General features: G+C 72.2%; 14 protein-coding genes and 4 tRNA genes. 12 read left to right on the top strand and 6 right to left on the bottom strand.

Annotated elements, in window-relative coordinates:
- Nucleotides 1–22: 22 nt before the first annotated feature.
- A complete protein-coding gene (locus CBOVI_RS00935; RefSeq protein WP_010273000.1) occupies nucleotides 23–415 on the bottom strand; it encodes a VOC family protein in 393 nt (130 codons plus the stop codon).
- Between the two features lie 112 nt (nucleotides 416–527).
- Nucleotides 528–914, bottom strand: coding sequence for a GNAT family N-acetyltransferase (locus CBOVI_RS00940; protein WP_010272998.1), 387 nt, complete (start codon nucleotides 912–914; stop codon nucleotides 528–530).
- A gap of 295 nt (nucleotides 915–1,209) precedes the next feature.
- Between CBOVI_RS00940 and CBOVI_RS00945 the strand changes: the two genes are divergently transcribed.
- The 3 genes from CBOVI_RS00945 (at nucleotide 1,210) to CBOVI_RS00955 (ending at nucleotide 4,695) form a co-directional block, all read left to right on the top strand.
- Nucleotides 1,210–2,760, top strand: a complete 1,551-nt coding sequence (locus CBOVI_RS00945) for an FAD-binding oxidoreductase (RefSeq protein ID WP_029158031.1) — start codon at nucleotides 1,210–1,212, stop codon at nucleotides 2,758–2,760.
- Between the two features lie 97 nt (nucleotides 2,761–2,857).
- Nucleotides 2,858–4,192 (top strand): SAM-dependent methyltransferase, encoded by a 1,335-nt coding sequence (locus CBOVI_RS00950; RefSeq protein ID WP_029158030.1) that lies wholly within the window; start codon nucleotides 2,858–2,860, stop codon nucleotides 4,190–4,192.
- Between the two features lie 74 nt (nucleotides 4,193–4,266).
- Nucleotides 4,267–4,695: a TIGR02611 family protein gene (locus CBOVI_RS00955; RefSeq protein WP_010272992.1), complete on the top strand. Its 429-nt coding sequence runs from the start codon at nucleotides 4,267–4,269 to the stop codon at nucleotides 4,693–4,695.
- A 124-nt stretch (nucleotides 4,696–4,819) separates the two neighbouring features.
- Here CBOVI_RS00955 and hisC read toward each other — a convergent pair whose 3' ends face one another.
- Complete coding sequence (gene hisC, locus CBOVI_RS00960; protein ID WP_010272989.1) at nucleotides 4,820–5,884, bottom strand: histidinol-phosphate transaminase; 1,065 nt, start codon at nucleotides 5,882–5,884, stop codon at nucleotides 4,820–4,822.
- Nucleotides 5,885–6,250: 366 nt separating this feature from the next.
- Between hisC and CBOVI_RS00965 the strand changes: the two genes are divergently transcribed.
- The 4 genes from CBOVI_RS00965 to CBOVI_RS00980 all read left to right on the top strand — a co-directional run bounded on the left by CBOVI_RS00965 (nucleotide 6,251) and on the right by CBOVI_RS00980 (nucleotide 8,601).
- Nucleotides 6,251–6,342, top strand: a tRNA-Ser gene (locus tag CBOVI_RS00965).
- A 173-nt stretch (nucleotides 6,343–6,515) separates the two neighbouring features.
- Nucleotides 6,516–6,591, top strand: a tRNA-Arg gene (locus CBOVI_RS00970).
- Nucleotides 6,592–7,153: 562 nt separating this feature from the next.
- Nucleotides 7,154–7,226, top strand: a tRNA-Arg gene (locus CBOVI_RS00975).
- Nucleotides 7,227–7,551: 325 nt separating this feature from the next.
- Nucleotides 7,552–8,601: a serine hydrolase gene (locus tag CBOVI_RS00980; protein ID WP_125186440.1), complete on the top strand. Its 1,050-nt coding sequence runs from the start codon at nucleotides 7,552–7,554 to the stop codon at nucleotides 8,599–8,601.
- A gap of 109 nt (nucleotides 8,602–8,710) precedes the next feature.
- Here the strand turns inward: CBOVI_RS00980 and CBOVI_RS00985 are convergent, their stop codons facing one another.
- A complete protein-coding gene (locus CBOVI_RS00985) occupies nucleotides 8,711–9,868 on the bottom strand; it encodes a prephenate dehydrogenase (RefSeq protein ID WP_010269333.1) in 1,158 nt (385 codons plus the stop codon).
- Between the two features lie 119 nt (nucleotides 9,869–9,987).
- Between CBOVI_RS00985 and CBOVI_RS10810 the strand changes: the two genes are divergently transcribed.
- Nucleotides 9,988–10,815: a tRNA adenosine deaminase-associated protein gene (locus CBOVI_RS10810; RefSeq protein WP_010269336.1), complete on the top strand. Its 828-nt coding sequence runs from the start codon at nucleotides 9,988–9,990 to the stop codon at nucleotides 10,813–10,815.
- Nucleotides 10,808–11,359, top strand: coding sequence for a nucleoside deaminase (locus CBOVI_RS00995; RefSeq protein WP_311711426.1), 552 nt, complete (start codon nucleotides 10,808–10,810; stop codon nucleotides 11,357–11,359). The genes CBOVI_RS10810 and CBOVI_RS00995 overlap by 8 nt, the downstream gene beginning before the upstream one ends.
- A 44-nt stretch (nucleotides 11,360–11,403) precedes the next feature.
- Here the strand turns inward: CBOVI_RS00995 and CBOVI_RS01000 are convergent, their stop codons facing one another.
- The gene (locus CBOVI_RS01000; protein ID WP_010272937.1) at nucleotides 11,404–11,898 is read right to left on the bottom strand and encodes a hypothetical protein; all 495 of its coding nucleotides are present in this window, start codon (nucleotides 11,896–11,898) and stop codon (nucleotides 11,404–11,406) included.
- Between the two features lie 233 nt (nucleotides 11,899–12,131).
- On the opposite strand from CBOVI_RS01000, the gene CBOVI_RS01005 reads away from it, so the two are divergent.
- Complete coding sequence (locus tag CBOVI_RS01005; RefSeq protein ID WP_010272940.1) at nucleotides 12,132–12,320, top strand: hypothetical protein; 189 nt, start codon at nucleotides 12,132–12,134, stop codon at nucleotides 12,318–12,320.
- 78 nt (nucleotides 12,321–12,398) lie between these two features.
- Nucleotides 12,399–12,488: transfer RNA gene (locus CBOVI_RS01010), tRNA-Ser, on the top strand.
- 134 nt (nucleotides 12,489–12,622) lie between these two features.
- Here CBOVI_RS01010 and tgt read toward each other — a convergent pair.
- Nucleotides 12,623–13,900, bottom strand: coding sequence for a tRNA guanosine(34) transglycosylase Tgt (gene tgt / locus CBOVI_RS01015; protein ID WP_010272943.1), 1,278 nt, complete (start codon nucleotides 13,898–13,900; stop codon nucleotides 12,623–12,625).
- Between the two features lie 47 nt (nucleotides 13,901–13,947).
- On the opposite strand from tgt, the gene gluQRS reads away from it, so the two are divergent.
- A complete protein-coding gene (gluQRS, locus tag CBOVI_RS01020) occupies nucleotides 13,948–14,967 on the top strand; it encodes a tRNA glutamyl-Q(34) synthetase GluQRS (RefSeq protein ID WP_050798270.1) in 1,020 nt (339 codons plus the stop codon).
- Nucleotides 14,968–15,305 lie beyond the last annotated feature (338 nt).

A 15,305-nucleotide genomic window follows, 5' to 3' on the forward strand; every position in this document is an offset into this window, starting at 1 on the left:
CCGCGTCAGTTCCGCCCCGCGGTCACTCCCCGGCGGGCGAGACGATCTGGATGAGGTTGCCGACGGTATCGTCGAACACCGCGGTCCACACGGGCCCGGCCTTGGCGGGCTCCGCGGTGAACCGCACCCCGCGCCCGGTGAGCCGCCGGTGCTCGGCGCGGACGTCGTCCACGGTGAACTGGGCCAGGGGGATGCCGTCGGCGACGAGCGCGGACCGGTACGGCCCGACCGCGGGGTGCCCCGCGGGTTCGAGCAGCAGCTCGGTGCCGTCCGGGTCGTCCGGGGAGCCGACGGTGAGCCAGGAGTCCTCGCCGAGGGGGACGTCGTGCCGGACCTCGAAGCCGAGGACGTCGGTGTAGAACGCGCGGGCCTTCGCCTGGTCGTCGACGTAGATGCTGGTCAGGGTGATCTTCACGGGGTCTCCCGGGGTGTCGTGGGGCGGGGCTGGGTGAGCGGCGCGGGCACGGGCGACCGGCCCGGCCGCGCCGGGGGCCGCCCGCCCACGCGGGGCTCGGTGTCTCGGTGGCTCAGTGCGCGGCGCGGGCGACGATCTGCCGCTCGTGCTCGCCGGGCTCGCGGACCGTGCCGCCGGCGGCGGTGAAGTCCTCGCCGTGCTTCGTGAGCCAGTGCGCCACCATCGAGCACACCGGCACCACGGCGACGCTCCGCTCACGGGTGTCGTCGAGAGCCCCCTCGACCAGCGCGGACCCGATCCCGCGGCCGCCGAAACGGTCGTCGACGACCGTGTGGTGGAAGATGCGGGCGGGGTTCTCGGGGTCGGAGGTGTCGTCGATGAAGTCGGCGGTCCCGGCTTGCTCACCGGTGTCGTCGACGGTCACGACGTACGACGCCGCATCCTCGTCGAGTGTGACGGTGAGCGCCGCGCCGGTCTTGTCTGTCAGTCCCTGGCTCATGGTGGTCCTTTCCTCAGGATGTCAGGTGGTTCCCGCCACTGTACCGGCGTCACGCGGCCCCCGACCGGCCCCCGACCGGCCCCCGACCGGGCCGCGACCGGCCCCGACCGGCGCTGACCTCCGCCCGCTCATCCGTCGGTCCCGGACCGTCGCTGACCTCCGCCGTCGCATCCGCCGTCGCCTCCGCCGTCGTATCCGCCCGCCCGGCCGCCACCCGGCGCCGCCTCCCCGGTCCGGGTAGGGCCCACGGACCCCGGCAGGCGGGGGACCGGAGGGAGGGCTAAGGTTGAATCACATGAGCCTTTCACGCAGCGCACTGTCCGTGGTCGGACGTCTCACAGATGCCCTCGTGGACACGTTCGGCTCGGGGCCGGGCGTGGACCCGCGTGAACTGCAGCCGGTGGGCTGGTTCCGCCACGGGGAAGCGGTCGACCGGCTCCTCGAGAGCTTCCGCGCGGTTCCCGCCGGCTCCCGCGTCCGCCTGGCGAAGCGTACGTCGAACCTCTTCCGGGCGCGCGCGAACGGCGACGTCCCGGGGCTCGACGTCTCCGGCCTCGGCGGGGTCATCGCCGTCGACCCGGTGGAGCGCACCGCGGACGTCCAGGGCATGTGCACGTACGAGGACCTCGTGGACACGGTGCTGCCCCACGGCCTCGCCCCGTACGTCGTCCCGGAGCTGAAGACCATCACCCTCGGCGGGGCGGTGACCGGCATGGGCGTGGAGTCGACGAGTTTCCGCAACGGCCTGCCGCACGAGTCGGTGCTGGAGATGGACATCCTCACCGGCACCGGCGAGATCGTCACGTGCTCCCCGGAGCGCAACGTGGACCTCTACCGGGGGTTCCCCAACTCCTACGGGTCGCTCGGCTACGCGGTGCGCCTGAAGATCCGGCTGGAGCCGGTCGAGCCGTACGTCGCCCTGCGCCACGTGCGCTTCTCCGACGTCACCGAGCTCACCGCGGCGCTGGAGCGGATCGTCGTCGAGAAGTCCTGGGACGGTGAACGCGTCGACTACCTCGACGGCGTCGTCTTCAGCCTGGACGAGGCCTACCTCGTGCTCGGCACGCAGACCTCCGAGCCGGGCCCGGTGAGCGACTACACCCGGGACCGGATCTACTACCGCTCCATCCAGCACCCGGAGGGCGTGTCCCGCGACCGCCTGACGATCCGCGACTACCTGTGGCGCTGGGACATCGACTGGTTCTGGTGCTCCCGGGCGTTCGGCACCCAGGACCCGACGCTGCGCACCCTGTGGCCCCGGCCGCTGCTCCGGTCGAGTTTCTACTGGAAGATCGTCGGCTGGGACCGGAAGTACGACCTCGCCGACCGGATCGAGGCCCGCGCCGGGCGCCCCGCCCGCGAGCGGGTCGTCCAGGACATCGAGGTCACGCCCGACCGGCTGCCCGAGTTCCTCACCTGGTTCTTCACCGCCTCCGAGATCCAGCCCGTGTGGCTGTGCCCCATCCGGCTCAGTGACGACGCTGCGCGTCTCACGGGCCGTGGGGAGGTTCTCGACGACGCCACCGCGCGGGCCGACGGCTCCGGTGACCACCCCTGGCCGCTCTACCCGCTCACCCCGGAGACGACGTGGGTGAACGTCGGCTTCTGGTCCAGTGTGCCCGTCGACCTCATGGGGCCCGAGGCCCCGCCCGGGGCGTTCAACCGGGAGGTCGAGCGCGTGGTCAACAGTCTCGGCGGCCACAAGTCCCTCTACTCCGAGGCGTTCTACCCCAGGGACGTCTTCGAGGGCCTGTACGGCGGCGGCATCCCCGGACTACTGAAGAAGACCTTTGACCCCGAGGGACGGTTCCCCGGGCTGTACGAGAAGACGGTGGGAGGAGCTTAGACACATGGCGACAACGGATGACGGGATCCGCGGCAGCAGGCGCAGCACGCGCGGCGGATCCGGGGCGACGGGGCTGTTCGGCCGCAATTTCACCCCGATGACGGTGGCGGAGATCGTGGAGGCCGTGACCGTCCCCCCGCTGCCCTTCCGGGTGGAGGCGTTCGACGGCTCCTCGACCGGGCCGGCGGACACGCCGCTGAAGATCCGGCTCACCTCACCGCACGCGCTGGCGTACATCGTCACCGCGCCCGGCGACCTGGGCCTGGCGCGGGCGTACATCACCGGTGAGCTGCGGATCGACGGGGAGTCCCCGGCGCACCCGTACTCGATGTTCGACGCCCTCCAGACGTTCTACTACGAGTCGTTCCGCAAGCCCTCGGCGGCGACGCTCGTGCGCATCGCGCGGTCGCTCCGCGCGCTCGGGGGCGTGCACCTCATGCCGGCCCCGCCGCAGGAGGAGCTGCCGGGCTGGCGGAAGGCCCTGCTGGAGGGCCTGTCCCGCCACTCGAAGGAGCGGGACAAGGAGTCGGTGTCGCGCCACTACGACGTCGGCAACGACTTCTACGAGCTCTTCCTCGGCGACTCGATGGCGTACACCTGCGCCTACTACCCGGACGAGGGCACGGGCCCCGGCGGGGCGTGGAACCCGGCCGACTGGCCGAAGGGCAGCGCCGTCCACGACGGCCTCACCGCCGCCCAGGAGAACAAGCACCGGCTGATCTTCGACAAGCTGAAGCTCTCCGAGGGCGACCGGCTGCTCGACGTCGGCTGCGGCTGGGCGGGCATGGTCTGCTACGCCGCGCGGCACGGGGTGAAGGCCGTCGGCGTCACCCTCTCCCGGGAGCAGTACGAGTGGGGTGCGCGGCGCATCCGGGAGGAGGGGTTGGAGGACCTCGCCGAGGTGCGGTGCATGGACTACCGGGACGTCAAGGAGGAGGGGTTCGACGCGGTCAGCGCGATCGGCATCCTCGAGCACATCGGTCTGGACAACTACGAGGACTACTTCAGCCGGCTCTACGCGAAGCTGCGCCCGGGCGGCCGGATGCTCAACCACTGCATCACCCGCCCGACGAACGAGCGGGTGAAGACCGGGCAGTTCATCGACCGGTACATCTTCCCCGACGGTGAGCTCACCGGGTCCGGCACGATCATCTCCACGATGCAGGACGTGGGCTTCGACGTCGTCCACGCGGAGAACCTGCGGTTCCACTACCAGCGCACGCTCCACGACTGGTGTGAGCTGCTCGCGGAGAACTGGGACGCGGCGACGGAGCTCGTCGGCGAGCCGACGGCCCGCCTGTTCGGCCTGTACATGGCCGGGTCCGAGTGGGGCTTCGAGCACAATGTCGTGCAGCTCCACCAGGTCCTCGGCGTGAAGCTCCACGAGGGTGGCGCGGCGAACCTGCCGGTCCACCAGTGGTGGCGCGCCTGACGCACGCGCGGCGTCGTCCCCTCCCTCCCCGGGCGGGGCGGTGACCGGGGGCGGGTGCGCGGTAGGGTGATGCGATGGCGTCGATGAGGGACACGATCGGGGAGAAGGTCGAGAAGCTGACCGCGCACCACAGCGCGCTCAAGGAGCGGCGCCACGGGTACCTCGTGCGGCCGCTGACGCTCATCGTCGGGTGGCTCGTCGTCGTCGGCGGGATCGTCACGATCCCCGCGCCCGGGCCGGGGTGGGTCACCGTGTTTGTGGGGGTGGGGATCTTGTCGCTCGAACTGCGGTGGGCGCAGCGCCTGCTGGAGTGGGGTGTCGCGAGGTACGACGTCTTCGACGACTGGTTCCACCGGCAGTCCCGGGGGACGCGGTGGGTCCTCATCGCCCTGCTCATCGTGGTGATCTGGGTGGTGTTCGCCGCGATCGCGTGGGCGATGTGGTGGTTCGGGCTGGCCGGGTGGCTCGACCCGGTCGCCGCGCGGCTGGGCCTGCACAGGTAGGCGCCGCGCCGACCGCGCCCCGGCAGATGTCGGCGACTGGCAGCTGCGGGTCAAATTCGGGCGGTTTTCTGACCTGACGCTGCCAGTCGCCGACTTCCCCGCCCCCCGCCCCCTCCCGCGGCCGTCAGGCGGTGAGCCCCGCCCCCTCGAGCGCGGCGATGAGCGCCTCGGTCTCCGCCTCGTCGGTGACGGTGAGCCGCACGCCCTCGCCGGCGAAGCAGCGCACGACGACCCCGTGCTCGATCATGAGCTCGGCGATCTCCTCGGAGCGCTCCCCGAGCGGCAGCCACACGAAGTTCGTCTCGGACGGGACGCGCAGGTCCTCCCGCACGGCGGCGACGACCCGCTCGCGCTGCCGGCACGTGGTCTCCACCCGCTCGCGCAGTTCGTCCTGCGCGGCGAGGCTCGTCACCCCGGCGGCGAGGGCGAGGCTGCTCACGGCGAACGGCACGCCGACCTTCGACACGCCCTCGACGAACGTCCGGTGCCCGACGAGGAACCCGAGGCGCAGCCCGGCCAGCCCGTACGCCTTGGAGAACGTGCGCATGACCGCGAGGTTCGGGAACTCGCTCAGCAGGCTGAGGCCGTCCGGGGTGTCCGAGTCGGTGTAGTCGATGTACGCCTCGTCGAGAACAACCGGGATCGTCTCCGGGATGCTGCCCATGAACTCGCGGAACTCCGCGTCGGTGACCGTGGTGCCCGTCGGGTTGTTCGGGTTGCACACGATGATGAGCCGCGTCCGGTCCGTGACGGCGGCGGCCATCGCGGGCAGGTCGTTGCGCAGGTCGGGGGTGAGGGGGACGGCGACGGGCGTGGCGCCGGCGATGCGGCAGAGGCCCGGGTAGGCCTCGAAGCTGCGCCACGGGAAGATGACCTCGTCACCGTCGTGGCAGGTGGCGTGCACGATCTGCAGGCAGATCGCGGACGAGCCGTTGCCGACGGTGACGTTCTCCGGGGTCACCGCCGGGAGGTTGGGGTGCAGGTCGGAGGCCCAGGTCGCGATGGTGCTGCGGAGTTCCATCGCGGCCATGTCGGGGTAGCGGTTGGCCTTGTCGAGGGCGTGGATGACGGCCTGACGGACGGTGGGGAGGGGACCGTGGGGGGACTCGTTGCTGGAGAGCTTCACGAGGTCCGCGATGTCACGGCCCTGGACGTAGTTCGAGAGCAGGGAGAGGTCGGCGCGGATCATGCTCACAGAGGTTACCCTGTGCAGCCCCCGGCAACCCTGTGATTGGGGTGATTTCACGACGGTGACCTGGGTCGCCCCGGTCCTCCACCGGCCGGGTGAGGTGGGGGTCGGCGGGGGCCGGCCGGGTGGGGTCACCGGCCGGGCGAGGGTGGGCGAGGGGGTGCGGGCGGGGCGCACCGGACGGGGCGCGGGCGGGCCGCGGGGGCCCGGTTGTCCGGTGGTGGCGGATGCCCCCGCGTGCCCCCGGGGGAGGCGGCATCACCCGTGCGGCGCACGATGTGTCCGGTTTTTGGCCACCGGGTGCCGGCTACGGTAGTGTGTCAACCGGCCGTCAGGGTACCGGTGTCACCGGTGAACCGCGGCCGAGGAGGCGTGCCAGAGCGGCCGAATGGGACTCACTGCTAATGAGTTGTCTGCCTAACAGCGGACCGGAGGTTCAAATCCTCTCGCCTCCGCCACTTCAAAATTTCACTTCAGTAGCGGTGCCGTCGTAGCCGTCCGATTCTTGTGGTGAGCTTCGGACATTCCGGTCGCGGGGTGCGTGTGAAGGCGTGTGGTGCGCCTGTTGCAGCTCGCGGGGCGTGCCCCTCATGGTGGTGTGGTGGAGTTTTGAAGTCGCTGGAAACAGCGGGCGCCCGTAGCTCAACGGATAGAGCATCTGACTACGGATCAGAAGGTTGGGGGTTCGAATCCCTCCGGGCGCACCACTGTTCCTTCGCCGGACGGTGGTTTCCACCGCCGGGCGCAGGAGGCGGCGTCCCAGGGTATGTGGTGTGCCCCGGGACGTCGCCTCTTTGTGGTGCGGGGGTCATTCGTGGCGCGGGGTGTGGTGCGGAGTCTGGTCGCGCGTGGGGGATCGCGGCGATCGCGCGGTGGGGATCGGCGCCGACATGTCCGCCACTGGCAGTGCCGGGCGTGCGGTGTCCCCTGTGTGTCCGCGACTGGCAGTGTCAGGTCAAAAACGGGGCGAAAATTGACCCGGGACTGCCAGTTGCTGACATCCGGTGGGTGGCGGTGACCTGGGACTGCCAGTTGCTGACATCCGGTGGGTGGCGGTGACCTGGGACTGCCGGTCGCTGACATCCCGTGGGTGGCGGCGACCCGAGGGCGCAGGTTCCCGACGTCCGCTGCGGTGGGGTTGGGTCGGCCGCGCCCGGGGACGACGCCGTCCTCCCGCATGACCTGCTGTTTTGTCTCAGTGGGGGTCCGCGGTGTAGGCTGACATCTCGTTGTCGAGCACATCGTTCTGCGGTGAACTCAGCGACGGCTGCGCCCGTAGCTCAACGGATAGAGCATCTGACTACGGATCAGAAGGTTGGGGGTTCGAATCCCTCCGGGCGCACAGCGCAACCCGTCCCACATCGTGGGGCGGGTTTTTCGTTGCCCGGCCATCCGTGCCATTCCGGTGGCGGTGAGGCGGACAACGCCGCGGAGGGTAGAGGTGTTGTCGCCCCCCAGAGAGGTGGGACAGGTTCCGTGGCGGGGCCGGGGGAGGGCGGCGTCGTCCCTGATGGTGGGCATGACTCCGCGCCGGCGGACATGAGGCGGGGCGGGGCCCGGCCGTGCCGGGTACTGTGACGTGCGTCGTCGCACGAGGCGGCGGATATTCACCGCCGACCGTGCCAGAAAAGGGACAGCACGTCCACTGCACCGGAGGGAAACGCACGATGTCCACACTGTCTGACGCACACGGCACCCCCACTCACTCCACCCACCGCCCGCGCGCCGCCCACAGCGCGCCGGTCGCGGACGCCTCCCACGGTGCGTCCGGCACCGGGACGACGCCGCCTTCCCGCCGGCGCACCGGCCGGATCATCGCGGGCGCGGTCGCGGCGTGCGCCCTCGGAGCGGTCGGGCTGGCCGGGCAGGGGGTCGCCGGACCGGTCGCGTCGGCGGTGCCCGCGACCTCCGCGCCGGCGGGTGACACGACCGCACCCGCGACGCCCGCGACCTCCGCCCCGGCGGCGGCCCCCTCCACCACGGCGGCACCTGCGCCGACGGGTGACACGACCGCACCCGCCGCCCCCGCTGACCTGCAGCACGCCGTCGACCGCGTCGCGCAGGAGACCGGCGCGACGCTCGGCGTCTCCCTCATCCGCGCCGACGGCACCGGCGCGCAGTCCGCCGGGCCCTTGCAGTCCGGCCCCGCGTGGTCGACGTCGAAGATCCCCGTGTCCGTCGCCGCGCTGCGCAAGGACCCCACGCTCCTCCCGACGGTCCAGGCCGCCATCGAGAAGTCGGACAACGCCGCCGCCACGACGCTGTGGGAGTCCCTCGGCACCCCTGAGGAGGCCGGCCGCGCGGCCGAGCAGGTCCTGCGCGACGGCGGGGACACCACCACGCACGTCGAGACCCGCAAGGTCCGCCCGGAGTTCACCTCCTTCGGCCAGACGCAGTGGTCGCTCGCCGACCAGGCGGCGTTCATCACGCACCTGCCGCAGGTCGAGGGCGCGGCGCCGGTGCTCGACGCCATGCACCACGTCATCCCCGAGCAGGCCTACGGGCTCGGCACCCTCGCCGGGGCCGCGTTCAAGGGCGGGTGGGGTCCCGACGAGAACGGCCGCTACCTCGTCCGCCAGGTCGCCCTCGTGGACACCCCGGCGGGTCTGGTCGGCGTGGCGGTGGCCGTGCAGCCCGCCGACGGGACCTACGAGGCCGGGCAGACCGCGCTCACGGCGCTGGCCGGCGCGATCCGCGGCGTCGTCACCGGGGCGTAGCCGCAGGACGGACCCCGCCCCCGCACCGCGGCAGCGCCGGACGGGCCGCCGCCGTGCCCGCCCCCGGAACCCCCCCGGAACCCCCCCGGCGCCCCCGCCCCACGAACCCCTAGAACACCCCGATCTGCGCGCCGATGGACTCGGCGTACCGCAGCTGGTCGAGCCACCCCGGCGCCCCCGGCCGGACGCGGATGATCGGCCGGTTCGACGGCTCACCCGGCGTCCGCCCGGCCCGGGCCTCGAAACGCAGCCGGGAGGAGTGGCCCGCCTCCGCGAGCACCCGGATGTCCCGGTCGGGGGAGGCGATGTCCTCGCGCGCGGCGGTGAGCAGCTGGATGGCTTCGTCGAGAACCCCGGCGAGGGCCTCCCGGTTGTTCTCGCACATCGCGCGGACGAGCGCCGGATCGGTCCCGGCGACGCGCGTCCCGTCGCGGAAACTGGACGCGGCGAGGGACAACGTCAGCGCGCCGCCCTGGTCGCCGGTCACGGCCAGCGCCTCGGCGAGCACGTGCGGCAGGTGGGACACGCGCGCCACCGCGTGGTCGTGCTTCCGGGCGCGCGCCGGGACGACGACCGCCCCCACCGCGGAGGCCATGCGCACGACGCGCCGCCACACGTCCAGCCACTGCCGTTCGGCGTCGCGGCGGGTGCTGTAGGGGTTCGACGTCCCGTTCCCCGCCGCGGCCTGGGGCGCCTCGGGGGAGACGTCGCGGAGGATGTACTCGTACTCCGCGGCGCGGGGGTTCGTGGGGTAGAGGGGGGACTCGTCCTCGACGGGGACGTCCTCCACGGGGGCGTTGTCGTACGTGACGACCCACACGCAGCCGGTGAACAGGCCGTCGACGGTCGCCGCCCAGCCGGAGTCCGCCGTGCCCGCCATCGGGTGGCCGCCGACGAACCGGTGACTCATGCCGTGCGCGGCGACGAGGTCGAGGACCTGCGCCTTCACGCTGGTGACGTCGGTGAACCCGCAGTCGGGGGCGTGCTCGGCGAGGTGGCCGAGCAGCCCGTCGAGCGCGGGCACCGGCACGGCGAGGACGACGAGCGCGTCCGTGTCCGCCGCGCGCCGCAGCGTGCCGACGAGGTCCGTCGACGCGTCGAAGCCCTCCGACCGGGCGGCGTCGGCGGGGCCGGCGGAGCGGTTCCATCCGAAGACCGTCCACCCCTGGGCGGTGAGGTCCCGCAGGAGACTGCCGCCGATGAGGCCGAGGCCGAGGATGCACACGGGCCGGTTGTCGCGGCCGAACGTGTTGAGCGTGCCGGTCATCGTGGTGGACCTCCTCGGGATGTGGTCGGGGGTGGGGGCGTCGGGCATCGCGGGGAGTGACGCGCGGGGTCGTCCGTCCCCTTTCCACAAGTACCGTCACCAGACTAGCGTTAGCGGGTATGAGCACCCGGGACCGCACGCGAGATCCGCTCTTCTCCGCAGGGGACGAGACCGAGGGCCCTGACGGCCCCGCCGCCACGCGGGACGACGGCGGCCGTGCCGCCGGGGACGACGACGACCTCATCCGTGACGACGCCGACGACGACGGCGACGACGATGACTATGTCGACGGCGACGATGACGATGCCGACGACGACTACGACGACGGCGACGATGATGACGACGCCGAGGATGACGAGGATGACGACTACGACGGTGATGACGCGGATGACGACGCCGCCGACGACGATGACGCCGACGCCGAGGATGACGACTACGACGATGACGACGACGCCGGCGTGACCTTCGCCGCCGTCGCCGTCCGCCAGGACACCGCGTGGACCGTCCGGACCCTCCGCGACCGCGCGTTGCGCGGGCTCGACGACCTGCTCGCCGACCTCCGCAGCCTGCGGTCGGAAGGCTTCGTCCTCGGGTTCGTGTGCGTCGACGACGACTGGTGCGCGCTCGTCCGCCCCGTGCCCGGTGGGGTGCGGGTCCTGCTCAGCGACGCCACCGCCGCCCTCGACGACGACCTCGCCGCCGACATCCTCGACGAACTGGACGTCGACGTCCCGTCCGAGGAGGAGGCCGACGAGACCGACGAGCCGTGGCCGGAGGGGGAGTTCGACATGCTCGAGGACCTCGGCGTCGGCGAGCAGATCCTCTCGGTCATCTTCGACGACGAGGACCTCTACGCGTCCGACCAGCTCATCCGCGTCGCCGAGGAGCTCGGCCTGGGCGACGAGCTGAGCGACCTCGTCGACGGGTGCGACCCGGGCGATGCCTGACAGGTCCGGCGGGCGGGGCGCCGACGGCCCGGCGGCCGGGCGCGAGGGCGGGCGCGTCATCGGCGCGGGGCTCCCCCGCGAGGCGTCGCTGGTGCGCGACGAAGAACGGATGCGCCGGGCGGTCCGGCTGGCGGCGTCGACACCCCCGGAGGATGTCCCCGTGGGGGCGGTTGTCTACGGCCCCGACGGGCGCGAACTCGCCGCCGCGACGAACCGGCGCGAGGCCGACGGCGACCCGACCGCCCACGCCGAGGTGCTCGCGCTGCGCGCGGCCGCGCGGGTGGTCGGTGACTCGTGGCGGCTGGAGGACTGCGCGCTGGTCGTGACGCTCGAGCCGTGCGCGATGTGCGCCGGGGCGGCCGTCGGGGCGCGCGTCGGCTCCGTGGTGTTCGGTGCGTGGGAGCCGCGGACCGGGGCGTGCGGGTCCGTCATGGACGTGCCCGGGGAGTCCGTGCTGCACCGGCCGGGGGTGCGCGGCGGCGTGCTGCGCGACGAGTGCGAGGCGCTGCTCGCGCGGTTCTTCGCCCGGGTGCGCGGCGGGTAGGGCGCGCGGCGCGGCACGGGGCGGTGCGCGGCGGGGAGGGCGCGCTACCCCTCCTTCAGCTTCCGGGACTCGACGGCGTAGTAGTTGGCCCGGTAGTAGAGCGTCTGTGCACTCCGGGCGCCTGCGACATCGGCCACGAACCCGATGCTGACCCCGTTCCTGCGGAGTTCGACCACCGTCGCCCCGATCCGGAACATGATCCTCCTGATCTCCCTGTCGATCGACGCGACGGCGCGGAGGTGCCGGGTGAACTGGGTGAGGAGGGTGTCGTCGTCGACGCCCCGGAAGAGGTCGGGGTCGTAGTCGGTGGTGATGGAGCGGACGAGCCGGTCCCGCAGCGACTGCTCCCCGATGCTCGCGGAACGCCGGGCGACGTCACTCGCCGTGTGACCCCGTCGGGTCAGCTCCCGTGCCCGGGACCACGCCTCCTGCTGCAGAGCGGAGACTTTCTGCCGGAGGGCGGCTTCGCTCGCGATGTCCTTTGCGAGCGACGCGACGAGCGCCTGCTCAAATGATCGAATGTTCGTCCTCGTGGCCATGCTCCCGTCTCCGGCTGTTCACTGGGCTGCACAGGTGATGGTAAAACACCGGCCCGTGATCCGGTGACCGCCACACGCCGCCCGCGACGCCGGCACCCCCGGCGGGCTGCGGTGTCGGGTGGTGCAGCCGCGATGCGTGGGACAGCACCGTCGGCGAAATTCTTCTACCCTGGTCCGTGACCGCCCGGTGGACCGCCGGGCCACGTATTCACCACAGATCACTGGAGGACCTCATGGGTTTCATGGACAAGGCGAAGGACGCCGTCACGGGCAACCGCGAGACGATCGAGCAGAAGGCCGGCGAGGCCATCGACTCGAAGCTCGACGGTGACAAGGCCGGTAAGGCGAAGGACGCGCTGAAGACCGGGCTGGACAAGCTCTCCGGTCAGGGTTCCGACGACGCCGCCAACGACGAGAACTGACACCCCCGTCGGTGCGGTGCGCGCCGCCCGTCACCAGCGGTTTTGGGAGCGCGGCGGTGGTGTTATACGCTGTTTCGCGGTGGCGTGTCCGAGCGGCCGAAGGTACTCGCCTCGAAAGCGAGTGTCGTGTAACAACGACCGGGGGTTCAAATCCCTCCGCCACCGCCAGCATGTCGAGCCCCTTCCCGGATCACCGGGGAGGGGCTCTTCGCATGTCACGGCCCGCCCGTGCCGGAGGGGAGGGGACGACGCCCCCACCCCGCGGCCCGGCGTGAGCGCCCCACGTCGCCCACGCCCACCCGTCACCGCCCGGCGTAGTACCGCCCGAGGAACTCGTCGCGGTACTCCTCGAAACGCCCGTCCTCGATGGACTGCCGGATGCCCGCCACGAGGCGCACCATGAAGTGGATGTTGTGCATCGTGCACAGCGTCCCGGCGAGGTACTCCTTCGCCCGCAGGAGGTGGTGGATGTACGCCCGGGTGTAGTTGTCGCTGGTGTAACCGCCGACCTCCGCGTCGACGGGGGTGAAGTCCCGGCGGAACCGGGCGGCGCTGAGGTTCAGCCGCCCGTCGAGGGTGTACACCCCGCCGCGCCGCCCGAGCCGCGTGGGAGCCACGCAGTCGAAGGTGTCGGCCCCGGCGGCGACGGCGGTGAACAGGTCGTCCGGTTCGGAGATGCCGAGGAGGTGGCGCGGCCGGTCGTCGGGCAGCTCCTCGGACACCCAGCTGACGATGGTGCCGAGGTTCTCCTTCTCGAGCGCCCCGCCGATGCCGAAGCCGCCGAAACCGCGTCGTCCCTCCTGCTCCGCTTCCCGTGAGAGGGCGACGAGCCCGCGGGCCGCCGCCCGCCGCAGGTCCTCGTACTGGGCGCCCTGGACGACCCCCCACAGCGACTGGAGGGGGCGGTGGGGTCGGGCGCGGGTGAGGCGGTCGTGTTCGGCGAGGCAGCGCCGGGCCCACCGGTGGGTCCGGTCGACGGACTGCTCCTGGTAGAGGCGGGTGTTCGCGAGGGTGGTCAGTTCGTCGAAGGCGAACATGATGTCCGCTCCGAGCTGGTGCTGGATCTGCATGGACACTTCGGGGGTGAACCGGTGGAGGGAGCCGTCGATGATGCTCTTGAAGTCCACGCCGTCCTCGTCGACGACGGCCATGCGCTTCTTCTGTTGGGCGATGATGTCCGCCTCGGCGAGCCCGGCGGTGTTCATCGCGAGGACCTTCTTGTACCCCACGCCGAGGCTCATGACCTGGAATCCGCCGGAGTCCGTGTACGTGGGCCCGTGCCAGTTCTCGAAGGCGGCGACGCCCCCGGCCTCGTCGACGATGTCGGGCCCGGGCTGGAGGTAGAGGTGGTACGCGTTGGAGAGGATCGCCTCGGCGCCCGTCGACCGGATCTGTTCTGGGGTGAGGGTCTTCACGGTCGCCTTCGTGGCGACGGGGATGAAGGCGGGGGTGCGGATGTCCCCGTGGGGGGTGTGGATCACGCCGGTGCGCCCCTGGGAGGGGGAGGTGTCGACGCTGTCCAGGCGGGTCCCCGCGACGAAGGACGTGTCGTGGTGGGACGGGGTGGGCTCGGCGCTCATGGTGTCCGATCCTAGGTGCTGTGACCGGCCCCGTTACCATCGTGGTGATGATCGGTCCCGAGTCCTCCGCCGCGCCCCCGCCGCCGGGTGCCGGGCGTTTCGCGCCCAGCCCGAGCGGCGACCTGCACCTGGGGAATCTCCGCACGGCGGCGTTGGCGTGGTTGTGGGCGCGGTCGTCGGGGCGGCCGTTCGTGCTGCGGGTCGATGACGTGGATGCGGAGCGGTCCTCGGCCGCGGCGGCGGACCGGCAGCTCGGTGATCTCGCGGCGCTGGGGGTGACGGGGGACGGGCCGGTGGCCCGGCAGAGCGCGACGCTGGACCGGTACGCCGCCGCGGTGGACTCGCTGGCGCGCCGGGGGCTGGTGTACGAGTGCTACTGCTCCCGCCGCGACATCCGGGAGGCGTCGCGGGCGCCGCACGCGGTGCCGGGGCGGTACCCGGGGACGTGCCGGGACCTCGGGGAGGGGGAGCGGGAGCGGCGGCGGGCGGAGCTCGCGGCGGCGGGGCGGGTGCCGGCGTTGCGGTTGCGGGCGGACTGTGACCGGTGGTCGGTGCGGGAGGGGTTCGCGACGGCGGACGAGGAGGGGCGGCCGGTGGTCGACGGGGTGTACCGGGGGCCGGTCGACGACATGGTCGTGCGCCGGGGCGGCGCGGCGGCGCAGGTCACGGGCCGGGAGTACGCCTACAACCTCGCCGTGGTCGTCGACGACGCGCTCGCGGGGGTCGGGCAGGTCGTCCGCGGCCGGGACCTGTTGTCCTCCGCGCCGCGGCAGGCGTACCTGGCGCACCTGCTGGGGCTGCCGGAGGTGGGGTACGTCCACGTGCCCCTGGTGCTGGGGCCGACGGGGCGCCGGTTGGCGAAGCGTGACGGGGCGGTGACCCTGCGGGAGATGCCGGGGCGTGATGTGGGGGAGCAGGCGCGTGAGGTGCTGCGGTGGGTGGTCTCGACGCTGCGTCTCGGCGAGGCGGCGGAGGGGGTGACCCGGCTGGAGGAGCTGGTGCCCGTGTTCGGGCCGGGGTGTGTGCCGCCGGAGGATGTCGTGTGGCGGGGGTCGGCCGCGCGCTGACGGGGGCGGTGGGGACCGGGCGGGTCTGACAGTGTCCCGCGGCGGGTGGCGGGGGCGGACGTCGTCCCAGGACAGCGGGAAATCCGCGGAAAAACATACTCTCAGTGTCCTTTTATCGCATTCACGGCATTCCGTTTGCATGTTCACCGCAGACGCATATATTTACCGTCGGAGCCCTGCTTCACGACTGCGGCACCGGGCTGTGGCGTGGGCCAGGGAGCGACACCACTGAAAGAAGGTTGAACACCATGTCGTGGACTGCACACCGCAGGCGACGGGATGAGGCGGGCCCGCCGGGTCGCACACCCCGGCGACGGGCCTGGAGGTCCGTCATCGCC

Source organism: Corynebacterium bovis DSM 20582 = CIP 54.80 (assembly GCF_030408615.1).
GTDB classification, from domain to species: Bacteria; Actinomycetota; Actinomycetes; order Mycobacteriales; family Mycobacteriaceae; genus Corynebacterium; species Corynebacterium bovis.